Raw genomic sequence first — 22399 nt, 5'->3', positions numbered from 1 at the left:
AGCACCGACGAGGAGACCAAGAATGACCACGAAAAAGCCGGTCGCGCTGGCGTTGCAGGGCGGCGGGATGCACGGTGCGTTCACCTGGGGCGTGCTCGATCGGTTGCTCGAGGACGGCAGGCTTGCCATTGAAGGGGTGAGTGCAACCAGTGCCGGCGCGATGAATGCCGTCGTGCTGGCCTACGGCATGCTGCAGGGTGAAGAGGCCGGCGCGCGCCAGGCGCTGCATGATTTTTGGTCCGCTGTGGCGCAGTCCGCCGAGCGACATAACCCGTTGCGCTGGGCGCCATGGTTGAAAGGAACGCACAGTTTCGGGCTGGACTATTCGCCCATGTATGCGTTTGCGGACATGGCGCTTCGTATCTTCTCGCCTTACCAGTTCAATCGCCACAACTTGAATCCGCTACGGGAGGTGCTGGAGAATCAGGTCGATTTCGCCGTCTTGCGCAAGCAATGCCCGCTCCACCTCTATCTGTGTGCGACCAATGTTGAGACGGGGAAGATACGCATCTTCTCAGGCGAGGACGTCTGCGCCGAAGCGGTGCTGGCTTCGGCCTGTGTGCCGACATTGTTCCAGGCGATCACGATCGACGGCCAGCATTACTGGGATGGCGGCTATATGGGAAACCCGGCGATTTTCCCATTGATTTACCACTGCAATACGCGCGATGTGGTGATCGTCCACATCAACCCGCTCGTCCGCCCGGGCGTGCCCATGACAGCTGCCGACATCCTCAATCGCATCAATGAAATCAGCTTCAACTCGTCGCTGATGCGTGAGATGCGCACCATCGCTTTTGTCACCGACCTCATCGAGCAAGGAAAGGTCGAGCGCGACGAGATGAAGGAGATGCTGATCCACTCCATTCGGTCCGACGCAGCAATGTGCGCGCTCAGCGTGTCCAGCAAGTACAACGCAGGCTGGGACTTCCTTTGCGGGTTGCGCGACAACGGACGACGCGAGGCCGATGCATGGCTCACCGAGAACTATCGGAATATTGGCGAACGGTCGAGTATCGACATCCGAAAGGAGTTTCTTTGAACGCCGCGATGAGACGGGAAAAGGTGGCTGTCGCCGGCATGGACGGTCGCGCGATGACGACAGTGCTGCGTCGCCGCGCTCGCCTAAATGCTACGGAGTTTAAGCTGTCTCGATTTTAAGAAGAGGATTGTCGGCAAGTACGGTTTCGAACAACAGCGTTGGTTTTTCCAGCAAGTAACCTTTGAGTCTAGCTTTCTACCGAGATCCTTCGACCTGAAAGGTCCAGATGTTAACGTCGTCCCCATGTTTCCTGTGAACCTTCAGTTTTTTGAACTGCGTCTGCACCCAGCGCCATTTCGCAATCTCTTAGTCTGCACCCTATGAGATACCAGGAAACTCCTGGGCATAGCTTTGGAAAGTTCCGGGTGAGACCAGGAATCCGGTACACGTCCACCTTGGCCTTGCTGTCATTGATGGATGCCTTCCTTCCTTGCGCCAATCCTAGATAGCCTGGCCAGGTTCATCTACCCCCTGACCCGGTATGCCGCGCGTGCATATGGGCGCTGACAAGATCACCCTCAACAACGTTCTGCCGGTCGCCGACACATGGGCGCCGGGCCTGACACGCCTCCGGCGGCCAACAGACTTGGACGGCATGGATCGTCGGAAGACGATATAGTGCCGGTCGGCAGCTGAGTGCGCCGCCACCCACTATATTTGCGACCATCGGCAGGTCAACATTAAATCCGGGTTAAGCCCTGCGACGCCAATCTATCTGGTCGCAGATCATTCCTGCCGGAAATCTGTCGCTCGCGCCGCCATCGATCGCATTAGCCGCCTCTTCACGCTGTTGGTCGCTCATGCTTTTTGGGGCAGAGGTGAGCCGCATACGAGCCGCACCCATGACTATTACTCAAACGTCGACCGTCTCCGCCAGATGCGCCATCAGCCACTGGCGAAAACGGTCGACGCTTTGTCTATGTGGGGGCCGACCTTGAGGTTCCAGCAGGCAGAACTGAGCGTCAGTGCGCAGGGTGGTTTGCGTCGGTCGAACGAGGTTGCCAGTTTGCAAGTGGTTGCTGAGTAGGCCCGACCAAGCCAAAGCGATACCCTGGCCAGCCAGCGCTGACTGAATCAACATTGAATAGCTGTTGATATTGATGCGCCGCCGAGGTTCTGGAGCTTGGTAGCCAAGACGTTGAAACCATTCCTTCCACCCAATCCAGTCTCGTTGCGGGTCTTCAAACCATAACCAGGTACACGCGCCTAGCTGCTCTAACGTATGAATCTCTGGATGCTGCGCTAGAAAGGCAGGGCTGCAGACCGGGAAAATTTCTTCGTTGAACAACGGAGTGACTTTCATGTTTTTTGGTGGGGTGCTGCAGTAGTAAAGCGCCAGATCGCAGTCTAGCCGGGAAAAATCACTGACTTGATCCGTCGCGATGATGCGCAGATCAATCTCCTCATTCTGGCGTTGGAACTCCGATACGAGAGGCAGTAGCCACAACGATGCCATCGCCGTGCTGGTAACGACGGTTACCTGCCGGGCGCCTTGCCAATGGAGCATTCCCGCTGTGGCATGGGCGATTTGCTGCAGCGTATCGCGGACGCTTTCGTAATATTGGCTGCCCGAGGCGGTGAGCTTGATTTCACGGGTCGTACGGGTGAAAAGCGCCGTGCTCAGATAGTCTTCGAGCAAACGAATCTGACGGCTGATCGCGCCTTGAGTGACGTTTAGTTCGCGGGCTGCCAAGGTGAAGCTCAAATGGCGGGCCGCGGCTTCAAACGCCACCAGGCTATTGAGTGGCGGCAAGGGTTGCAGCTTCATCAGGTAGGGTCACTGTATTTTTGATTTTGCACCGTGCACAGATATTGTGCAGAAACCAGGGTGTAGTGACTACCTGTTAATGATGTAAGACTAGAGATCAATGACCAAGTCAGAAGTGGGCTTGCTGCAGCAAAGCAAGCGCAAGCCCTTGTCGATCTCACGTTGTCTGATCCCACCGTTGTGGTTCATTTCCACAGTACCCTTAAGCAGGGCTGTTTTGCACGTGCCGCAAACACCCTGACTGCAGGAGGACGGTACGATTGCGCCGGCTTTTTTGGCAGCACTCAGCACGGTCTGATTTCCCGGCATGCTGAACGTCCTCCCCGAGCGTGACAGGGTTACCGTAAACACGTCTTGCTGATCGGACGGAGAGGCTTGCTCGATCCAAGGTTCTTCATTCAGTACCGTAATGTCGAAGCTTTCCTGATGGTAGTGGTCGAAATCGAACGCCGCTTCCCTGAGAACTGATTTGACTGCCTCCATGTAACCCTGGGGCCCACAGGTAAAGATTTCCCGTTCCTGGAAGTCCGGCACTTGCTGGCTTAACAAAGGCAAATCGAGTCGGCCTATAGGCTGTCGCCATTCGGCGGTTTCGCCAAATCCTTCGCAAATATTTATGACCCGCAGCCCTGTCATATCGGCCTGCATACGTTTCAACTCTTCGTGGAAGATGATGTCAGCGGGGGTTCGGGCGCTGTGCACAAAGACGATGTCGAGGTTACCGGCCATGTCAGCGGCGGTGCGTGTCATCGACATCAAGGGTGTCACGCCGGAGCCAGCCGACAGGTACAGCAACTTGGCCGCAGGGTGACCAACTGGTGTAAAACTGCCTGCCGGGCCGGAAGCCCGCAGGTTATCGCCCGGCTTGAGATTGTCGTGCAACCAGTTCGATACTGCTCCTCCAGGCACCCGTTTGACGGTTATGGAGAAAGCAAACGGGCGGGGGGGGGAGGACGAAAGGGTGTAACACCGAGCGATGGTTTGCCCCCCGATGACGGGAGAAATGGTGATGAATTGACCCGGTTCGAAGCTCAATGCGCTGAAGTCTGCACACCGAAAGATAAAGGTCCTTACATCATGGGTTTCCTGCCGCACGGCGCAACACTGCAGCGTCTTCTGTTCGCCGCTGTTCCATTGCGAGCCGCACGCGACCCAAGTCATTGTGTCGGTGAAACGCTGGACTGCATCGATGTTTTCGGCGGGCGGTAAATTTTCGAAAGTTGTCATGTTCATTCCTCAGACGCCATGGGCGGCAAGACGCGCGGCGTACCAGCGAGAGAACTGGTCAACATAGGTTTCGGTGAAGGTAGAGAACGGCCCAGGCGTGTAGGCGGGATCCTGGGTCCCGCTATGGGTAATGCCGACGAGGCTGGCGTCCTGTAGGTTCGTCGCTGCCCATACTTCGATCAGCTTATCTACTTGATAGTCGACGCCCTCGACGGCCTCCGCATGTACCAGCCACTTGGTCCGCACCAGGGTTTTATCTGGAGCCAGCGGGATGATGTAGGAAACGACGGCGTGGTCGCTCATGATGTGAGTCCACGAGTTGTGTGTCCACAGGTGCATGTCGCCCAAATCGCGGCGGGTAAGGTTGCCAAACAGGCGGGTGCATGCCACGCGCGTATCGAGGGTCTGCGATTCGCCGTTACCTGCAATTGCCAATCGCTGGGAGCGGAATTGGGTCACCGCTTCTTCACCCAGGTGTTCGACGGCGTCACAAATATAGCCTTCGCTTTCCCAGTTACTCTTGGTGTCGGCATTGCGGCGGTGATATTCCGCCAGTGCCTGAAGTGAATCTTCACCAAGCCCATCCGTGCAAAATCCAAAGTCTTCGGGCAAGAAAGAGGCGGTCAGTTCAGGATGGGTGGCAGCGCAGTGGTAGCACTCGCGATTATTCTCTATCACCAACTTCCAGTTTCCGTCCTCGATGATCTCCGATTCGTAAGCAATCTTCGAATGGGTGATGTCATATTGAGCGAAGCGCGGCGTCATGGTCTGATCAAGGTACAAAATGTCTTCTGGCGGCTCGTCGCCCAGACAAACGAAGACATGGGTACCGATGACTCGAGTATGAACAGGGATCAGGCTTTTGCATTTATGATCAAAACTCTGGCCCATGTGTGCCGCATGTTTCAGGCTTCCATCAAGATCGTAGCTCCATTGATGGTAAGGACAAACCAGCATGCCCACGGTCGATTTACCTGCCTGCCTCAAACGAGCCCCGCGGTGACGGCAGACATTTCGAAAAGCCTGTACCTGCTCGTCATCATCACGCACTAGTATGATGGACGATTTTCCGATATCGATGGTAGAGACATCCCCTGGTTCGGGTATGTCGCCCGAGACACCGACCAAAATCCAATGTTTGTTAAAAAAGATATCTATGTCGGTTTCAAAAATATCTTGGCGACCAAACAAGCCGCCAGGCATACCATGCCCAAGCGTGCGGTCGGCTAGTAGTTCTCGATGGGTTTTCACGGTATTTAGAGTCATTATCGATCTCGCTTAAACGTACAGTCGTAAGTGACGGCAGATACAGTATCGAAAGGCAGTTTTACTCCGTCAACGCGCTTTATTCTCACGTTCGCATAACTCTGAGTTATGCGTAACCGCGCGTTATAAATTGATAATTATCAATGGCTTGAGTGTCGGTCTTCGCGTAGCCAGTCAACCAGCGTTTGCGTTATTGAACCAGGCTCTCGACCGGTTGGAACGACTACGTAGTAAGCGTCTTTTGGTTTGACGGTGTGCGGCGTTATTCTGACTAATTCACCGCTGTTGAGTAAGTGCGTAACCAGTCGGCCCCATCCGAGTGCAATGCCATATCCTTGACGAGCGGCCTGGACCGCATCGCTATAAGAGCTGCAACGAAGTGAGTAATTAAGTTTGGGGCGCGTATCTCCGAGTTCCCGACACCAACTGTTCCAGGTCATCCAACCTTCAAGGGTTGAATCTGAGTCAATCAGCGCCACGTCCAGAAAATCATCGATCGATGCAGGTGCCTGGTGTACCGCCAGCCAGGAGGGTGAACACACTGGGAATACCTCCTCATCGAACAAGAAGATAGAACTTCCGTCGTCCCATTTCCCATTGCCGAAACGGATCGCCAGGTCGACGTCATCACGATACAAACTCGGGGACAGCAGTTGCGTAACTAATCGCAACTTAAGCTTGGGTTGAAGGGTGCGAAGCGGGGTCAATCTGGGGAGCACTCTCAGATGAGAAAACGCCTCCGTGCATGCAATAGCTATTTCCCGCTCACCGATTCCCTCGGAAATTTTGTCGAACACACTTGCCATTCTATGAATGGATTCCGTGACGACCGAATGAAGAATATAGCCCTCCTGAGTTAATTTAATTGCACGATGAAGTCGATGAAAAAGCCTGGTCTCCAAAGTGTCTTCTAACAACTTGATTTGTTTGCTGACGGCTGCCTGCGTTACGCCCAGCTCTTGAGCGGCCAAGGTAAAGCTTGCAAGCCGCGCCACCGCTTCGAATTCCAGTAAAGCAGTCATGGACGGTATCAGCCGCCGATAGCCTTTGACTTTTTTATCGATATTTCCGGGTTGCATAGGTGCGTTCCAAAGCTAATGCATGGTGAGTCAAGCTACTGAGCAGTCCGCTATTGATTCGAATGGAACAGGACGCGATAGGTCATGCCCAAGGAGTGCCCGATACAGTTCGCCATTGCCCAATACGCCTAGAACCGTATCCGCCTCATCCTGCACGATCAGTGGATGGCCGGTTTCATAGCGAATCCTAAGCGCGTCTCGCATACTGGTATCCGGCGGCACCGAAGTGACCTGTCGACGAAGCGGCCCGAGTCCCTTGGCTGGATTCCATCGTTGGACTTCCGCGACTGAGGTTCCGCGTCGGATGCTGGTTAAACGACGGGATCGATTCACCGTCATCCAGAGGTTTTGAATCGTATCCAGGCAATATTCTTCCCGGAAAAAAACGCACTCATCCAGCGTGCTCATCAGGCTTTTCGCACTTAGAACATTCAACGGGTTCGTATGGGCGACGAAATTACGAACGTAGTCATCAGCCGGGTTCAGTACGATTTCTTCGGGCTTGCTGTACTGAATGATCTTCCCGTCTTTCATGATGGCAATGCGTGTGCCCAGCTTCAGCGCTTCGTCCAAGTCATGGCTGACGAACACAATGGTCTTGTGCAATTTTCGCTGCAGATCGAGTAATTCGTCCTGCAGGCCCTGGCGAATTAACGGATCGAGCGCGGAAAAGGGCTCGTCCATCAGCAGAATATCGGCATCCATCGCCAGCGCACGAGCCAGCCCTACGCGCTGCTGCATACCTCCTGACAACTCGTCCGGCTTCTTGTTGCGCCATTGGGTCAGGCCCACCAGCTCAAGTTTGTCATCGACCAGCTTGCGTCGTTCCTTCTCCGGCCGGGCCTGCATTTCCAAGCCGAAGCTGATGTTTTCGCGAACCGTCAGCCAGGGCATCAGGGCGAACTTCTGGAACACCATGGCAATGCGTTTGGTGCGCATCATCTTCAGCTCTGCGGGGGAGCAGGAGGCAATATCGATCTGCCCGCCTTCGTGCTCGACGAACAGCTTGCCGCGGCTGACGGTGTTCAGGCCGTTGATGCATCGCAATAGGCTTGATTTACCGGAGCCAGACAGGCCCATAAGCACGCAGATCTCCCCTTTGTTGATCTCCAGGTTTGCCTTCTCCACGCCGACGATCAAGCCGGTTTTCTGAAGAATGTCCGGCCGCGAAAAACCTTGGTCGAGCAGGTCCAGCGCGGGCTTTGGGCGGTTGGAAAAGATAACGTCGACGTTTTCAAAACGAATGGTGCTCATGCGTCACCTCTCTTCATGGTTTCACGTTGCTTGCAGATACGGTCGAGGGTGATAGCCAAGAGTACGATTGCCAGGCCCGCTTCAAAGCCCATGGCGATATCAGCCGTGTTCAGTGCGTTGACCACCGGTTTGCCAAGGCCATCGGCGCCCACCAGTGCCGCGATGACCACCATGGACAGCGACAGCATGATGCACTGGGTGATACCGGCGGCGATGCTGGGCATCGCATGCGGCAGTTCGATGCGCGCCAACAGCTGGCGGCGTGAGCAGCCGAAGGCCTTGCCGGCGTCCATTAACTCCTCCGGAACATCGCAAATACCCAGATAGGTGAGGCGGATCGGTGCGGCAATGGCGAAGACCACCGTGGATATCAATCCTGGAACGACGCCCAGGCCGAACAGCGTCAGGGTCGGGATCAGATAAACGAAGGTGGGCACGGTTTGCATCAGATCGAGTACTGGCCGTAGGGTGGCGTAAAACCAGGGCCGATGCGCGGCGACGATGCCCAGCGGTACGCCGACGATCACGCATACGAGCGTGGCGAATGTCACTTGGGCAAGGGTTTCCATGGTCTCCTGCCAGTAGCCGAGGTTGAATATCAGCAGAAACGAGAAGGCGACGAAGAGCGTCAGGCTCACCTTACGCTGGATGTAATAAGCGAGAAGGGCGAATACGGCTATCAAAACCAAGGGGTTGAACCAAAAGAGGGCGCTGGTAAAAACAGTGATGATTCCAGACAGCGACAGCGATATGGAATCGAATACGCTTGCACCATGCTGAGTTAACCAGTCGACATACCGGGCGATATGCTCACCCAGTGGAAGCTTCTCTTGTGTAATCCACATATTACTCATCCGGCTGATGGAAGAAATTACTCACGTACACAACCGCTCGGGCACGGCTCAGCACAGCTGATCCAAACGAACGGTGTGCTTGAACGCTTTGTTGTCACTGTGGGACGGCAAACTATCTAATGGGGTTTCGGTTTTTTTCTAGCTGGAGCATCTATTACCTCGCTTCAAACGGTTGATATATGTGCGCCATAGGTCAGGCGGCACAAAGTGACTGCGCGATAAATTCGCGTTGGTAGTTATCAAAGTTTGGGCAGTGAATGAATAACAGATGTGAGGTGAGACAAAGTCGGTCGCCCCGGCATTCTTTGGCCAGATGTCGAACTTCTTTCTGGGGTGTGCACTGCAAGATTCATAATGGCGGCTCGTTGTTGTTTTGGTTTGGAGTCCTTGCCTGGAGGAGATATTTATCCAGCTGCGTGTCGCTGACAAACCATTTTATGTCAACGTTTCATGACTTTTTATCATTAATGAAATTGGACGTTAGGACGCCGCAACCTTGGAGAGTCAATTGAATGTACCAAGGTGTACATTGGACGGTCATCCGAGTACATTCACGTTACGCATTATTGAAGAAGGTAAGCAAGATGCCTCAGGTAGGAAAGGCACGTGGTAAGGCGCAGGATGCAGGCTGGCGTGGGTCGCCGGAGGGTTGGCTGGAAGCTGCCTATGATGCCCTGAAGGAGTCCGGCATCGATGCCGTTCGGGTCATGCCGCTGGCCAAGCGCCTTGGCTTGTCACGAACCAGCTTCTACTGGTTTTTTGAAGACCGTGAACAGCTGCTGGCCGCTTTGTTGACACGCTGGCGGGAGACCAATACGGGAGGATTGATCCGGCAAAGTGAAAGCTATGCTGAAAGCATCTCCGAGGCGATCTTGAATGTCTTCGAGTGCTGGCTCAACCCGCAACTGTTCGACTCGCAATTCGAGTTTGCCGTGCGCAGCTGGGCGCTTCAGTCAAATGAAGTTGCTCAAGAAGTCGCTGTCGTCGACGAGCAACGAATGAACGCTCTGGCAAGCATGTTCAAGCGCTTCGGCTATGACAGCCAGGCTGCTGATGCGCGGGCCCGCACGATCTATCTGACCCAGATCGGCTACATCACCATGAACACGACTGAGTTGATCACCGTGCGCTTCCAACGCATTCCTCATTACGTGAGTATTTTTACTGGCAAAGTCCCCAAGCAGCGCGAGCTGGATCGTTTCTATGGCAAGTTTGGTTATGCCGAAAAGGAGCCCGGAGTTTTCGTGCCCTTGACAGACACCTTCGAGGAGACGCCTGCAGATGTTTAATGAGACGCTGGGCATTATTGGAGGAACGGGCTGGTTGGGCGGGGCGATCGCCAAGGCAGTGCTGGCGAAAGCGCTGGTACCAGCTGGCAATCTTGTCATCTCTAATCGTTCGGGCAGCCAACCATTGGCGCAACACGGCGTTGGCCTGGTCGCTGATAACCAGGACTTGGTGGATTGCAGCGACGTGGTCATCATTGCGGTTCGACCCGAGCATTTCGCCAGCCTGAACATCAATGCGACGGGCAAGACAGTCATCTCTCTGATGGCCGGGATTACAGCGCACGCCATTGCTGCGCAGACCTCGGCTTCGGCGGTCGTGCGGGCGATGCCCAACGCGGCGGTAGAAATCGAGAAGTCCTTCACGCCCTGGTATTGTTTTGGAGAGGTTGAGGGCGCGATAAAGATTATCGTGCAGCGTTTGTTCGAATGCGTCGGCAGTGCGGCTGAGGTTCAGCAAGAGGACTTTATTGATTATCTCTCGGCGCTCTCGGGCACGGGCCCGGCTTTTCCTGCCTTGCTGATGACGGCGCTGGCCAATCAGGCGATGGTTGCCGGCATACCGGCCGAAATAGCGCAGCTTGCCGCGAAGAACGTTGTTGTAAACAGCAGCCAGCTGTTGGCCAGCCACGATGCTCAACAGATGATCGATGCCTTGGTTGCCTACCGCGGAGTGACGGCTGCGGCTTTGCGAACGATGACGCAAGGTCATTTCGAAGAACAAATTGGTAGGGCGTTGCTAGCCGGTGCTGCCGTTGCCCGCAAAGGGCTAAAGGCCTGATAAACCGAAGCCCCTTACAGGGGCTTCGGTAAGTGTCGTTTACTCTGCCTTGAAGCAGTAAACGGCAAGCTTGTTCCCATCCAGATCACGAGCGTAAGCGGCATAGGCATTTTCAGCCCAGCCACGAGAGCCTGGCAGGCCTTCGCAAACGCCACCGTTCGCTAATGCGGCAGTATGGAAGGCATGGACTGCAGAGCGGTTCGGTGCTTCGAAACTGACGGTGACACCGTTGCCGATAGAAGCCGGATTTCCATTGGCCGGGTTGAGTACGAAGAACGAAGGTTTATCGACGCCCCAAATGGAGCCGGCTTCATCGAGATCGGCCACGCGCTTCAGGCCGATTTCTTTCAGGGTTGCGTCATAAAACGCACGTGCTTTGGTCAGGTTGTTGGTGCCGACGGTTACGTGGGTAAAAACGGACATCTTGGTTTCCTTTCTGTGGGTGGTAATGGGACTGCCGAGCGGATCTGAGACCCGGCGATTTCAGAAATGAATGACGGTACGAATGCTTTGCCCTGTGTGCATCAGCTCGAATGCCTCGTTGATCTTGTCCAGGGACATGTTGTGGGTGATGAAGGTTTCCAGGGGGATCTCTCCGCGACTGGCTTTCTCCACATAACTGGGAAGCTCCGTGCGGCCCTTCACGCCGCCGAAGGCACTGCCGCGCCATACACGACCTGTTACGAGCTGGAAGGGGCGGGTGCGGATTTCCTGGCCTGCGCCGGCAACGCCGATGATGATCGACTCGCCCCAACCTTTGTGGCAGCACTCCAGTGCCGCTCGCATCAGTTGCACATTGCCGACGCATTCGAATGAATAGTCCACGCCGCCATCGGTGAGTTCGACGATGACGTCCTGGATGGGTTTGTCATAGTCCTTGGGATTGATGAAGTCCGTCGCGCCCAACGACAGGGCGACGTCGCGCTTGGCCGGGTTGATATCGATGGCAATGATGCGCCCGGCGCTGGCCATTTTTGCGCCGATGATTGCGGCCAGGCCAATACCGCCCAAACCAAAGATTGCGACGCTGGCGCCAGGTTCTACCTTGGCGGTATTGAGTACGGCGCCGATCCCTGTGGTCACTCCACAGCCGAGCAGGCAAACCTGATCCAGCGGAGCCTCTTTTGAAATCTTCGCCAGGGAGATTTCAGGCAGTACGGTGTACTCGGAAAACGTCGAGCAGCCCATGTAGTGGAATAGCGGCTTGCCTTCGTAGGAAAAACGCGAAGTGCCGTCGGGCATCAGGCCTTTGCCTTGGGTTGCCCGGACTGCCTGGCAGAGGTTGGTCTTGCCGGAGAGGCAGAATTTGCACTGCCGGCATTCTGCGGTATAGAGCGGAATCACGTGGTCGCCGACTTGCAGCGAGGTCACGCCTTCGCCGATGGCTTCGACGATGCCACCGCCTTCATGCCCCAGCACCGTGGGGAAAATGCCTTCGGGATCGCTTCCCGAAAGGGTGAAGGCGTCGGTGTGACAGACGCCCGTGGCGACAATGCGAACCCGCACTTCGCCAGCCTTGGGAGGTGCAACGTCAATGGTGACCAACTGCAGCGGTTCATTGGGAGCGAACGCGACAGCCGCCCTGGACTTCAAGGTCTGTGCTGACATGGAGGAATCTCGTGTTAAGTGTGAAAATTGCCCCTGATGTTTGAGGTCAGGGGCATGACTTCAGATGTCTTTCAGCAGTCGCAGCGCATCGTAGATCGCAGCGTGGGTATTACGCGCCGAGACCGCATCGCCGATACGGAACAGCTGGAAACGGCCTTCGGGGTTGGTAACGATGTTCTGAGTTTTCCCGGCGATCAGATTGTGCTGTTCGACCGCGCCGTTATTGCTCGAATGGGGACGCAGATCAAAGTACAAATCGTCCAGGGGCAGGGTGCCGTGGTTGATTACGACCTGATCGACCACTCGCTGCTTGTGCACCTGGCCATAATCGCTGCCAAAGTTGGCAATCAACTGACCGTCGCGCTTCTCTACAGAGTCCACCCGATACGTCACAGTGAAGGTGACCGCCAGGTCCTGCAGGCTGCGCATATAAGGCACCAGGTTCATCGCCATTACCTCCGGCGAAAACGATCGGTCAGGTGTGACGATCTCCAGTTTTGCACCGCTGTTGGCAATGACCTCGGCAGCCTGTAGCGCCGCGTGGTCACCCGCGTCGTCGAAGATCAGCACATTCTTGCCGGGCTTGACGTCGCCAGAAATGATGTCCCAGGTCGATACCACCAGCTCATTGCCCTGCTTGAGCACCTCCGTGTGCGGCAAGCCACCCGTGGCCACGATCACTACATCTGGCTCTTCAGCCAGCACCGTTTCGGCCTCGGCCCAGGTGTTGAAGTGGAACTTCACACCGAGGCGCTCGCATTGCACCATGCGCCAATCGATGATGCTGATCATTTCGCGGCGACGCTCGCTAAGAGCGGTCAACCGGATCTGCCCGCCGGGCTGGTCAGCCGCTTCGAACACGGTTACGTCATGGCCGCGCTCACCGGCGACGCGCGCCGCCTCCAGGCCCGCCGGGCCGGTTCCGATTACTACTACCTTGCGCTTGGCCGGCGCTTTGGGAATTTCGTGGGGCATGGTGGTTTCACGCCCGGTCGCAGCATTGTGGATGCAATACGCGGCGCCGCCCTGATAAATGCGGTCCAGGCAGTAGTTGGCACCTACACAGGGGCGAATTTCCTCTTCGCGCTTTTCGATGATCTTGCGCACGATGTGCGGATCGGTCATGTGCGCACGAGTCATACCGACCATGTCGATTTTGCCGGAGGCGATGGCATGACGGGCGGTGGCAACGTCGGGAATCTTGGCCGCATGAAAGGTGGGGAAACCGGTGGCCGCACGGATCTCGCCGGCAAAATCCAGGTGCGGGGAGTTACGCATGCCTTGGATCGGGATCACATCGGTCAGACCGGCATCGGTGTCGATATGCCCGCGCACCACGTTAAGAAAATCAACCAGGCCGCTGTCCTTGAGCATGTGCGAGATAGCGATGCCTTCCTGCGCGCCGAATCCACCAGGCAGGTCCTCATCGCCGGTGTAGCGTACACCTAGCAAAAAGTCCTCACCGCATTGCTTGCGGATGCCTCGCAGGATATCGAACGTAAACCGTAACCGGTTTTCCAGGGGGCCGCCGTAAGGGCCCTCAAGATCGTTGGTCAATGGTGACCAGAACTGATCCATCAAATGCCCGTAGGCCTGAAGCTCCAGACCGTCGAGGCCAGCGGCTTTCATCCGCTCGGCGGCATCCACGTAATCCTTGATGATCCGGTCGATATCCCACTCTTCCATCTTCTTGGGGAAGGACCGGTGCGATGCTTCGCGGCGGTGAGACGGCGATACCACTGGCAGCCAGTCGGCTTTATCCCAGCGGGTACGCCGACCTAGATGGGTCAGCTGAATCATCACTGCAGCGCCATGTTCGTGGCACTCGTCAGTCAGATCTTTCATCCACCCGACGACTTCGTCCTTGTAAGCCAGGATGTTGTTGAACACCGGCGGGCTGTCGCGCGACACCGCGGCGGAGCCGGCGGTCATCGTCAGTGCCACGCCTGCCTTGGCGCGCTCGACGTGATACGCCCGATAAAGCTCCTTAGGCATGCCGTCGACCGGGTAAGCCGGTTCATGGGAGGTGGTCATGATCCGGTTTTTGAGGGTCAGGTTTTTGATCTTAAAGGGTTGCAGCAGGGGATCGCTGGACATGGTGTTGCGCTCCGGGAACAGAACAGCAGGCTTGGTTTGACATAACGGTATGTCGAATGTGCATGCGTGTCAACGAGTAAGACACAGGTGTACATTTTTCTTGCGTGACGTAAAACCCGGGATTAATATCCATTCGAAACAGGGGTGACCTGGCCTGTTCGGGCTGGCCATTCCACACATCGATCCAAGAGTGCGAGGGGACTATGAAAGTGCTCGTTGCGGTAAAGCGCGCCATCGACCCGAACGTGAAAGTTCGGGTGAAAGCTGACGGTTCAGACGTTGAGCTTAATGGCGTAAAAATGGCCTTGAACCCTTTCTGCGAGATAGCAGTGGAGGAGGCGATCCGCCTTAAGGAAAAGGGGCTGGCGTCTGAGGTGGTGGTGGTTTCGGTAGGTTCCTCTGCCGTGCAGGAACAATTGCGCACGGCATTGGCGCTCGGCGCGGATCGAGCCCTTCTGGTGGAAACAAGCGCGGTACTCGAGCCGCTCAACGTGGCCAAATACCTGAGCAAAGTGATCGATAACGAAAAGCCGCAACTGATCCTTTTTGGTAAACAGGCTATTGATCAAGAGAACAACCAGGTTGGGCAAATGGTGGCGCAGTTGATCGGAAGCGGTCAGGCCACCTATGCATCATCCATCAGTTACATCGAGGATCAATGGGTGGTCGAGCGTGAGGTCGATGGTGGTAGCCAGACGCTGGCGCTCTCAGTTCCTGCGGTTGTCACTTGCGACCTGCGCCTGAATGAACCGCGCTATGCCTCTCTGCCGAATATCATGAAAGCCAAGAAAAAACCCCTTGAAGTCATCGCTGCCGACACCTTGGGTGCCAGCGTGAAAGAGCACGTTCGATTGTTAGGGGTTGCACCCCCTCCAGTGCGCAAAGCGGGAATCAAGGTCGGTTCGGTGTCCGAGCTGGTGGATAAACTGAAAAACGTTGCTGGGGTGATTTGATGCGCACATTGGTTATCGCCGAGCATGTCGCGGGTCAACTGACGGCAGGTACGTGGAGTGCAATTACCGCCGCCATCGAACTTGGTGCTGAAACGGATTTGCTCGTGACGGGCGGGGCAGATGCGCCGGCAGTAGCGGAACAGGCTGCGTTTACCCTAGGGCTTCATCGAATATTGCTCGCTCAGGGAACAATGTTCGAGAAGGCGTTGGCTGAGAATGTCCAGCCGCTGATCACTTCGCTGGTGGCCGACGGGTATACGCATGCACTGGCTGATGCAAGCAGCATGGGCCGCAATGTGTTGCCACGCGTAGCGGCCAGCCTGGATGTCGGCATGCTGTCGGACGTGATCAGGGTTGTGTCGGCGGACACCTTCCAGCGACCCATTTATGCAGGCAATGCAATCGCCACGGTTCAGTCGCTTGATCCGATTAAATTGCTCACTGTCCGTGCCTCGGCTTTCGCGCAGGCGTCATCGCAGCATAATCGCTGCGAATTCATCGCCGTTGATAGTGGGCAAAGCGCAAGCAATACTCGCTTTGTAAGCGAACAGCTGACGGTTAGCGAAAGGCCAGATCTGTCGAGCGCTCGGGTCGTGGTTTCCGGTGGCCGCGGGATGCAGAGCAAAGAGAGTTTTGCGTTGATCGAGCGTGTGGCAGACAAGCTCGGTGGTGCCGTGGGCGCATCGCGCGCCGCAGTGGACGCAGGTTTTGCCCCCAACGATCTGCAGGTCGGGCAGACGGGGAAAATCGTAGCGCCGGATCTTTATATCGCCGCGGGTATCAGTGGTGCCATTCAACACCTGGCGGGCATGAGCGGATCAAAGGTAATCGTCGCGATCAACCAGGACGCAGAGGCGCCGATCGCACAAGTTGCAGATTACATGCTGGTTGCGGACTTATTTGAGGCATTACCGGAGCTCGAAACGGCATTGTAAGTGAGCTCATCATTCCATTACAGCTCGACGCATATACCATTCAAATTTTCTCTGCCAAAGGGCAAAGGAGGGGGCGAGCTACTTGAATAAGTTAAATAATCTCGCATAACTAAAACTCATGCGGATATAACATTAAATACCTTGTGATGGCGATGTCATTTTGCTCTCATGAGAAAAATTGATTCTTCTGCTGCCCTGCTAATAACTATTAATACAGTACGCGGAGATACACCAGATGACGTTATCCAGTAAAATTTGTATCAGCTGGCTTGCAGGCTTGGCTATGGCCTCCAGCAGCCTGTTTGCTCAAGCCGAGGAACCCGCGCCTATTCGTATCGGTTGGGTGAATTGGTCGGATACTGAAATCGCTGTAAAGCTGGCAGACACGGCACTGCGAGACCACCTGAAGCAACCGGTTAAATTGATTCTGGCCGATATAGGTATCCAGTTCCAAGCGCTGGCTAACGGTAATATTGACCTGATCCCGATGGTCTGGCTGCCGAGCACTCACAAGTCATTCTATGACAAATACAAAGACAAGCTCGAAGACCTCGGCGTGCTGTATGAGGGTCGGATCGGTATGGCGGTGCCAACTTCCATTCCGACGAGTGAGATCGCCAGCGTCGAGGATCTTAACAAGCCAGAAGTTAGAGAAAAACTCGGCGGCAAGATTCTGACTTCCGAAGTTGGTAACGGGCAATACAAGCTTACAGAAAAAGCTATTAAAGAATACAAGCTTGATGGCTACAAGATGGTCGCTTCTTCGGAATCTGGAATGTTGAGCGAGTTGGATCGTAACCTTAAGCGTGGCAAATGGTCTTTGATCAACGCCTGGAGCCCACATTGGATGTTCGCCAAGTGGCCGCTGCGCTATTTGGATGATCCAAAGCAGATTTTCGGTGGTGCTGAGCAAATCCACGCGGTTGCACGCAAAGGTTTCAGCGCGGAACATCCTGATGTTGCTCGATTCTTCGCCAACTTCAAAATTCCTAAAGCTGACCTAGAAAGTTTGATGGCTACTGCGCGTGATAGCTCGGCTGACAAAGTCGTTGCAGAATACTACGCAGCCAACAAGCCCCGCTTTGAGGCGATGTTTGGCAGTCAAACGGCATCCGCGACAACAGGTCAGGAATGACCGCCACTTCCCTATAGATATTTGCAGTTTGGCGCCTTTGACGCAGAGTGAAGGGCGCCGGCTGCATCGTTAAACCTTAAGGCGGTACCTTTGAACACAGCAGCCTATCGTAGCTTTACGATCGATGAAGCTGTCGGCTGGGTGAAGCAACTCTGCGAATCAAAGGGATGTTCCCAAGCGGTTGCCGACTCATTGGCCCGCGCCACAGTTGCGGCGCAAGCCCGCAGTAACGAAGCCGTGGGTTTTCGTCATCTTGCCGATTACTTGTCTGGCTTTTCATCGGGTCGAATAGATCCTCGTGCCGAACCACGAATTTCATCCTCTGGTTCGATTATCTTCAAATCTGATGCTAGAAGCGGGATCGCCCAGCTTGGGATAGATCGGTGCTTCGATTTGATGTGCCATGCCGCCTATGAAAATGGTATGGCCGCGCTGAGCCAGTGCAATAGTTTTACAAGCGGTGAACTCGGTGACTACACACTCCGATTTGCCAAGGCTGGGCTCATTGCGTTGGCGGTCGCCAATGGCCCCGCGCTTGTTGCAGTTCCTGGAGCCAAGGGCAAAACCTACTCCACAAATCCACTCTCATTTGCAGCGCCTTCGGCCGATGGTATTCCCCTCATGTTTGACCAGGCGTGCAGCGCCGCGGCATTCGTGAATATCTCCCATGCCGCATCGACGGGGGGCGATATTCCTGATGGATGGGCGGTGGATCAGCATGGAAACGGAACACGTAATGCTTTGGAGGCGTTAGGCGGCGCGCTACTTCCTTTTGGTGGTCATCGCGGGGCTAATCTGATGCTCATGGTGGAGGTCTTGGCCGCAGGTCTCACCGGTGCTAACTGGTCGCTGGATTCACCAGCTTTTCATCAAGGGCCCCAGACACCGGGTTGTGGCCTGCTCATTCTGGTTCTTGCTCCGGATTTCTTTTCGCCAGGATTTGAACGCCGACTTACCAGTCAGTTGACCCGCTTGACACAGATGGGCGTCCACCGGGCAGGGTGGGAACGTCAGCACTCGATGATGGAGTCGCAAAGCAATGGAATCAGTGTTTCCGTGGATCTGCTGAACGAGCTGAGCAGCCTGTAATCCAGTTTGAAATATGGCTTAAGAGTGGGTTCGAAAACGATGATAAACAGCATTGAAAATTTATCGTTGGATCAGGTTTTTATTAGAAACGGGCAGTTGCTTCAGCGCTCACTTCATGGGGCTTTGTCAAACGTCGTTTCCGACGCGGTGCCAGATTCGATCCAGACGCGCTTCACATCTATAACCACTGCCCAATGGACCATTAAAAAGCCGTCGGAAACGCCACGGCCGCTACCAGAATCCCTGGAGCCCTATTTGTCCCAGGCACTTAACGTTGCGCCAAGAACCAACGAATGCTTGGTGGCGGTCCTGGATGCCTTAAGCACTCTGTTGCCTCATGTCACCTGGATAAATCGTCAGGCCCAGCCTGGCCAGGACTATCGGTTCGTGGAAAGGCATCGTCATGGGCTGATTACTGGCCCGGGAGGGCTATTTGAATGTTCCAACTTGACGTTGGGCTTGGCACTCATGGCGCCCGATACCACCTATCCCTTTCACCATCACCCTCCGGCTGAGTTCTATCTAGTTCTTTCGCCAGGCCAATGGTATCGAGAGGACGTGGGGTGGTGGAGTCCTGGAGCAGGGGGCGCTGTATTTAACCGCCCATCCTGTATCCATGCAATGAAATCGACAGATGCTCCACTGTTTGCGCTGTGGGGCTTGATGCATTAGTGCTTCTGCATAAAAGGCTGTGGCAAACGAGATCGGATGGTTATTTAGAGGGTGAGACATGTCATCGGTTACAACGCTGGGTATCAAGTTAGATGGGGAAACTCGCGCCAGGCTGAAATCCGTTTCGGCAAAGCTGGATCGCACCTCCCACTGGTTCATGAAGAAAGCGATTTTACAGCTTATTGAAAAGGTTGAAGCTGGGGCACGAATTGAAGACATTATCGGGAAAGAACTTTTAGAAAAAGATTCTTTGCGCCATAGCATCGCCCTGCGGCGACATATGAACAGTGGCTCTTAAGAAAGTTGGCATAGTCGGTTTAGCGGACGCTAAAGGCTGCTTATCGTCTACACCCTTTAGATTTTCACGCTGGCAAAGGTCACCTCACTCTGCGCACGGCAGAGGGCTAAACTGGCTATAGACTTGCGCTATTTACCAGGCTGTCCCGAGCGGGCATCGGCGCCACTACATCGGCATTTGATGAGGCACGTTCATCACTAGGCGGTACGCCGAAATGTTCACGATAGCTTCTGGCGAAATGTGGAGTTGAAGCAAAGCCGCAGAGAGCGCCTATTTCCAGAACGGGCAATGAGGTTTGCTTTAACAACTGACGTGCCTGGACTAAACGCAGCTTGAGGTAATAGCGCGACGGAGAGCAATCCAGGTACCTGTCAAACAGCCTCTCCAATTGACGACGTGAAATGCCTGTCTGGAAAGCCAATTCGGTAAGTTCGAGGGGTTCTTCCAGGCTGGCTTCCATTAATAGAATAGCTGCTTGCAGCTTGGGTTGATTTGCGCCAAGTGTATGCCTGAGCGGTACTCGTTGATGGTCCTGAGCACTTCGCATGCGTTCGTGCATGAGCATATCGGAGATTGCCTCTGCCAGGTCACGGCCGTGCTCGCACCTGATCAAGTGCAGCATCATGTCCATCGGGGCAGTGCCACCTGAAGAGGTTAAGTGGTTTCCATCAATGGAGAACAGGCGTGTAGTGACTTCTGATTTGGGGAATGCTTCCCGCATGGACGCCAGACATTCCCAATGAACACTGCACTTATGGCCATCCAGCAATCCGGCCTTGCCTAATGCCCAACTTCCATTGCAAACAGCGCCTAGTTGACAACTCAAACGGGCCTGGCGCTGCAACCAACGCACATGTTCGTGGCATACGCGGTTCTGGATATCCAATCCGCCGCACACAATCACGGTATGCAGATCAGAAGCTTCTTCCATTTTAGCGTCTGGAGTTATTTTCAACCCGACACTGGCAGATACTGGGTTGCCGCCCTTGCTCAGGGTGAGCCATCGATATAACTCGCAACCGGAGAGTTGATTTGCCATGCGCAAAGGTTCTACTGCGGATGCCAGAGCGATCAAAGTGAAATCCTCCAACAGGAGGAATCCGACGGATCGTGGAGCAGAATCCCGCGGGATGGAATGAATTGTTTGGTTAATTGTGGTCAATTTTTCAGTCCTCAAGGCAAGCAGGGAGCGCGGCGCCACTTCGACGCTTACTTTCATAGGTCTAACTACGGGGGACTGTTCGGACTTCATCTACGAAGTTCAGAGGTTGGATCACCGCTTTCAATATCTATAACGGCTCCAATGCCAAACAGTTACGTTCCCGGCCGGGCACTTCAGGATGGAGTTGACATCATGTCTCTGAAATGTACATCGGCGTCAGCAGCGGAGGCGCTGATGTACATTTGGTTGGTCCATCGTTTTTTCGTCTTGTTAAGATCGGCCCGGAGCAGGGGCCAGCAGTGTTGCTTTCCCTTTATGGACTTCGATTGACTGACTCATACATTGGGCTTCGTATCCCGCAGGAAACTTTCGTCGAACGGATAATGGGTAAGCAATTCATAGCCGGTCTCGGTTACCAGCAACTGGTTCTCCAATTTGATTCCATCCTGGCCGCCAACCTCACCCACATACGCCTCGACACAAAGGGCCATTCCCGCTTGGAGTTCGCCTTCGTATCCGTAGGACTCCAAATCTTCTGGATAGCGGATGCAAGGGTACTCGTCACACAAACCTACGCCGTGGTAAAGCACGCCGTACCGTTGAGCGCGGCATGGTTCGGGTAGTCGATGAGCCTTGGCGGTGAGTTCCGTGAAGCGCACGCCTGGCTTTATCAACTCGGTGTTATGGATGATATGGTCATGGGCAATCCGATAGAGGCGCTTTTGTTCGGCTGTTGGCTCCAGCCCTCCACAGATCCAACTGCGGGACATGTCCACGCACATGCCGTAGGTACCGATCAGATCTGTGTCAAACGACAACAGGTCGCCATCACTTAATACCCGTGGGCCGGACTCCTGGAACCAGGGGTTGGTGCGTGGGCCGGAGCTGAGTATTCGCGTTTCGATCCATTCTCCGCCCCGGCGGATGTTGCCGGAGTGCAGGGCGGCCCAGACATCGTTCTCGGTGGCTCCGGCGCCTAGTGCTAGATGCATTTCGGCCACGGAAGCTTCGCACGACGCTACCGCGCACCGCATCGCCTTGATTTCATCGGGGCCTTTAATCACCCGGGCGAACTCCGTCACTTCTTGACCACTGCAAATGTCAATAGCGAGCGCATCCAGTGCGCGCACGCCTGCTACTTCAATCCGATCTACCGCAAGGCGGCGATTGGTGCCGGCGTGTTGGCGCAGCAATTCGTCGATTTGGGCTGCGAAATGCCTGGCATGTTGGTCGGTGTGCTCACCGGTCTCGAAATAGAAGAACGACGCGCCACTGCGTAACTCATTAATCAGCGGCAAGTGGGCAGAGAGATGATCGCAACCATGGAAATCCCACAACACGACATAACCATCGGCTGCGATGAAGCATGCACGCGCGGGGTTATGGGTCGTCCACAACTGCATGTTCGTGGTGTCGGTCGCGTAACGGATATTCAGAGGATCAAATAGCAGGACGCCGCCTAAGTCTCGGGATATGAGCTGATCGACTATTCTTTGCAGTCGAAATTTACGCATGGTGGGCAGATGAGGCGGCTCCAGGCCCAGCCGATCCCACTCCGCGAAAGCCAGCGGTGTAGGACCTATCTCGACGCGATTGTTGTCATCTATAGAACCATCCCTTTTTAGCGCAACAGCACGCTGCCTGGCTGGGTCGATGCGGCGCGCGCTGTTTGGAATCGAAAAAGGTGAAGTCATCAAAATTCCGTCCTGATTTCAATTTACAAAAGGCCTTGCTCAAGCGGGTGACAGTTCGAGAAAGTGACCTAATGAATAAAGGATTTTAAATATTGCGATAAACTTGTTGGATAACTTTGACGGCTGCGCCAGAAAGATCGTTGCGAAGTCTTCCTCCGAATAATCAGGTTTTATGCGTCGGTTTACTTTTATTTGCTTG

General features: G+C 54.9%; 19 protein-coding genes and 2 pseudogenes. 9 read left to right on the top strand and 12 right to left on the bottom strand.

Annotated features, from left to right (window positions below; all coding sequences use genetic code 11):
• Nucleotides 1-22 precede the first annotated feature (22 nt).
• Nucleotides 23-1042, top strand: a complete 1020-nt coding sequence (locus ACEN9A_RS14880) for a patatin-like phospholipase family protein (protein WP_413386414.1) — start codon at nt 23-25, stop codon at nt 1040-1042.
• 99 nt (nt 1043-1141) lie between these two features.
• Here the strand turns inward: ACEN9A_RS14880 and ACEN9A_RS14875 are convergent.
• The 7 genes and pseudogenes from ACEN9A_RS14875 to choW all read right to left on the bottom strand — a co-directional run.
• A pseudogene (locus ACEN9A_RS14875) lies at nt 1142-1475 on the bottom strand (conjugal transfer nickase/helicase domain-containing protein); the annotation flags it as partial.
• Nucleotides 1476-1895: 420 nt separating this feature from the next.
• Nucleotides 1896-2810, bottom strand: coding sequence for a LysR substrate-binding domain-containing protein (locus tag ACEN9A_RS14870; RefSeq protein WP_413386410.1), 915 nt, complete (start codon nt 2808-2810; stop codon nt 1896-1898).
• Between the two features lie 90 nt (nt 2811-2900).
• Nucleotides 2901-4037 carry an FAD-binding oxidoreductase gene (locus ACEN9A_RS14865; RefSeq protein ID WP_495688585.1) on the bottom strand — a complete coding sequence of 379 codons (1137 nt, stop codon included), beginning with the start codon at nt 4035-4037 and terminating at the stop codon, nt 2901-2903.
• Between the two features lie 9 nt (nt 4038-4046).
• Complete coding sequence (locus ACEN9A_RS14860; protein ID WP_413386406.1) at nt 4047-5303, bottom strand: aromatic ring-hydroxylating oxygenase subunit alpha; 1257 nt, start codon at nt 5301-5303, stop codon at nt 4047-4049.
• A gap of 140 nt (nt 5304-5443) precedes the next feature.
• Nucleotides 5444-6382 carry a LysR substrate-binding domain-containing protein gene (locus ACEN9A_RS14855; protein ID WP_413386404.1) on the bottom strand — a complete coding sequence of 313 codons (939 nt, stop codon included), beginning with the start codon at nt 6380-6382 and terminating at the stop codon, nt 5444-5446.
• Nucleotides 6383-6412: 30 nt separating this feature from the next.
• The gene (gene choV / locus ACEN9A_RS14850; protein WP_413386402.1) at nt 6413-7636 is read right to left on the bottom strand and encodes a choline ABC transporter ATP-binding protein; all 1224 of its coding nucleotides are present in this window, start codon (nt 7634-7636) and stop codon (nt 6413-6415) included.
• Complete coding sequence (choW, locus tag ACEN9A_RS14845) at nt 7633-8481, bottom strand: choline ABC transporter permease subunit (protein WP_413386400.1); 849 nt, start codon at nt 8479-8481, stop codon at nt 7633-7635. Before choW ends, choV begins: the two co-directional genes overlap by 4 nt.
• Before the next feature lie 593 nt (nt 8482-9074).
• Here choW and ACEN9A_RS14840 point away from each other — a divergent pair.
• Together ACEN9A_RS14840 and ACEN9A_RS14835 are read left to right on the top strand one after the other, a co-directional pair.
• Nucleotides 9075-9779 carry a TetR/AcrR family transcriptional regulator gene (locus tag ACEN9A_RS14840; RefSeq protein WP_003174082.1) on the top strand — a complete coding sequence of 235 codons (705 nt, stop codon included), beginning with the start codon at nt 9075-9077 and terminating at the stop codon, nt 9777-9779.
• Nucleotides 9772-10557 carry a pyrroline-5-carboxylate reductase family protein gene (locus ACEN9A_RS14835; protein WP_413386398.1) on the top strand — a complete coding sequence of 262 codons (786 nt, stop codon included), beginning with the start codon at nt 9772-9774 and terminating at the stop codon, nt 10555-10557. Before ACEN9A_RS14840 ends, ACEN9A_RS14835 begins: the two co-directional genes overlap by 8 nt.
• A gap of 39 nt (nt 10558-10596) precedes the next feature.
• On the opposite strand, the gene ACEN9A_RS14830 is transcribed toward ACEN9A_RS14835, so the two are convergent.
• The 3 genes from ACEN9A_RS14830 to ACEN9A_RS14820 are packed head-to-tail and all read right to left on the bottom strand — an operon-like array spanning nt 10597 to nt 14262.
• Nucleotides 10597-10980 carry a VOC family protein gene (locus tag ACEN9A_RS14830; RefSeq protein ID WP_090404415.1) on the bottom strand — a complete coding sequence of 128 codons (384 nt, stop codon included), beginning with the start codon at nt 10978-10980 and terminating at the stop codon, nt 10597-10599.
• A gap of 60 nt (nt 10981-11040) precedes the next feature.
• Complete coding sequence (locus ACEN9A_RS14825) at nt 11041-12165, bottom strand: S-(hydroxymethyl)glutathione dehydrogenase/class III alcohol dehydrogenase (RefSeq protein ID WP_413386396.1); 1125 nt, start codon at nt 12163-12165, stop codon at nt 11041-11043.
• A 60-nt stretch (nt 12166-12225) separates the two neighbouring features.
• The gene (locus tag ACEN9A_RS14820) at nt 12226-14262 is read right to left on the bottom strand and encodes an oxidoreductase (protein WP_413386394.1); all 2037 of its coding nucleotides are present in this window, start codon (nt 14260-14262) and stop codon (nt 12226-12228) included.
• 203 nt (nt 14263-14465) lie between these two features.
• Between ACEN9A_RS14820 and ACEN9A_RS14815 the strand changes: the two genes are divergently transcribed.
• The 6 genes from ACEN9A_RS14815 to ACEN9A_RS14790 all read left to right on the top strand — a co-directional run bounded on the left by ACEN9A_RS14815 (nt 14466) and on the right by ACEN9A_RS14790 (nt 19344).
• Entirely contained in the window at nt 14466-15215 is a 750-nt protein-coding gene (locus tag ACEN9A_RS14815) for an electron transfer flavoprotein subunit beta/FixA family protein (RefSeq protein WP_413386392.1), read from the top strand.
• Complete coding sequence (locus ACEN9A_RS14810; RefSeq protein ID WP_413386390.1) at nt 15215-16150, top strand: electron transfer flavoprotein subunit alpha/FixB family protein; 936 nt, start codon at nt 15215-15217, stop codon at nt 16148-16150. The genes ACEN9A_RS14815 and ACEN9A_RS14810 overlap by 1 nt, the downstream gene beginning before the upstream one ends.
• A gap of 235 nt (nt 16151-16385) precedes the next feature.
• Nucleotides 16386-17285 (top strand): glycine betaine ABC transporter substrate-binding protein, encoded by a 900-nt coding sequence (locus tag ACEN9A_RS14805; protein ID WP_413386388.1) that lies wholly within the window; start codon nt 16386-16388, stop codon nt 17283-17285.
• A gap of 90 nt (nt 17286-17375) precedes the next feature.
• Entirely contained in the window at nt 17376-18374 is a 999-nt protein-coding gene (locus ACEN9A_RS14800; protein ID WP_413386386.1) for an Ldh family oxidoreductase, read from the top strand.
• A 39-nt stretch (nt 18375-18413) separates the two neighbouring features.
• Nucleotides 18414-19046: a dimethylsulfonioproprionate lyase family protein gene (locus tag ACEN9A_RS14795; protein ID WP_413386384.1), complete on the top strand. Its 633-nt coding sequence runs from the start codon at nt 18414-18416 to the stop codon at nt 19044-19046.
• A 58-nt stretch (nt 19047-19104) separates the two neighbouring features.
• Nucleotides 19105-19344, top strand: a complete 240-nt coding sequence (locus ACEN9A_RS14790; protein ID WP_413386382.1) for a transcriptional regulator — start codon at nt 19105-19107, stop codon at nt 19342-19344.
• 56 nt (nt 19345-19400) lie between these two features.
• Here the strand turns inward: ACEN9A_RS14790 and gbdR are convergent.
• Together gbdR and dddP are read right to left on the bottom strand one after the other, a co-directional pair.
• Nucleotides 19401-20506 (bottom strand): annotated as a pseudogene (gene gbdR / locus ACEN9A_RS14785) (choline metabolism transcriptional regulator GbdR).
• Between the two features lie 335 nt (nt 20507-20841).
• Nucleotides 20842-22200 carry a dimethylsulfonioproprionate lyase DddP gene (gene dddP, locus ACEN9A_RS14780; protein ID WP_413386380.1) on the bottom strand — a complete coding sequence of 453 codons (1359 nt, stop codon included), beginning with the start codon at nt 22198-22200 and terminating at the stop codon, nt 20842-20844.
• Nucleotides 22201-22399: the final 199 nt, after the last annotated feature.

This window comes from Pseudomonas sp. Pseusp18 (genome assembly GCF_059506005.1).
This window is presented reverse-complemented; position numbering and strand designations above follow the sequence as displayed.

Bases quoted from the DNA above. Each gene is read 5' to 3' on its own strand.
- ACEN9A_RS14880 (WP_413386414.1), top strand. From the start codon at position 23: ATGACCACGAAAAAGCCGGTCGCGCTGGCGTTGCAGGGCGGCGGGATG.
- ACEN9A_RS14870 (WP_413386410.1), bottom strand. From the start codon at position 2,810: ATGAAGCTGCAACCCTTGCCGCCACTCAATAGCCTGGTGGCGTTTGAA.
- ACEN9A_RS14865 (WP_495688585.1), bottom strand. From the start codon at position 4,037: ATGACAACTTTCGAAAATTTACCGCCCGCCGAAAACATCGATGCAGTC.
- ACEN9A_RS14860 (WP_413386406.1), bottom strand. From the start codon at position 5,303: ATGACTCTAAATACCGTGAAAACCCATCGAGAACTACTAGCCGACCGC.
- ACEN9A_RS14855 (WP_413386404.1), bottom strand. From the start codon at position 6,382: ATGCAACCCGGAAATATCGATAAAAAAGTCAAAGGCTATCGGCGGCTG.
- choV (WP_413386402.1), bottom strand. From the start codon at position 7,636: ATGAGCACCATTCGTTTTGAAAACGTCGACGTTATCTTTTCCAACCGC.
- choW (WP_413386400.1), bottom strand. From the start codon at position 8,481: ATGTGGATTACACAAGAGAAGCTTCCACTGGGTGAGCATATCGCCCGG.
- ACEN9A_RS14840 (WP_003174082.1), top strand. From the start codon at position 9,075: ATGCCTCAGGTAGGAAAGGCACGTGGTAAGGCGCAGGATGCAGGCTGG.
- ACEN9A_RS14835 (WP_413386398.1), top strand. From the start codon at position 9,772: ATGTTTAATGAGACGCTGGGCATTATTGGAGGAACGGGCTGGTTGGGC.
- ACEN9A_RS14830 (WP_090404415.1), bottom strand. From the start codon at position 10,980: ATGTCCGTTTTTACCCACGTAACCGTCGGCACCAACAACCTGACCAAA.
- ACEN9A_RS14825 (WP_413386396.1), bottom strand. From the start codon at position 12,165: ATGTCAGCACAGACCTTGAAGTCCAGGGCGGCTGTCGCGTTCGCTCCC.
- ACEN9A_RS14820 (WP_413386394.1), bottom strand. From the start codon at position 14,262: ATGTCCAGCGATCCCCTGCTGCAACCCTTTAAGATCAAAAACCTGACC.
- ACEN9A_RS14815 (WP_413386392.1), top strand. From the start codon at position 14,466: ATGAAAGTGCTCGTTGCGGTAAAGCGCGCCATCGACCCGAACGTGAAA.
- ACEN9A_RS14810 (WP_413386390.1), top strand. From the start codon at position 15,215: ATGCGCACATTGGTTATCGCCGAGCATGTCGCGGGTCAACTGACGGCA.
- ACEN9A_RS14805 (WP_413386388.1), top strand. From the start codon at position 16,386: ATGACGTTATCCAGTAAAATTTGTATCAGCTGGCTTGCAGGCTTGGCT.
- ACEN9A_RS14795 (WP_413386384.1), top strand. From the start codon at position 18,414: ATGATAAACAGCATTGAAAATTTATCGTTGGATCAGGTTTTTATTAGA.
- ACEN9A_RS14790 (WP_413386382.1), top strand. From the start codon at position 19,105: ATGTCATCGGTTACAACGCTGGGTATCAAGTTAGATGGGGAAACTCGC.
- dddP (WP_413386380.1), bottom strand. From the start codon at position 22,200: ATGACTTCACCTTTTTCGATTCCAAACAGCGCGCGCCGCATCGACCCA.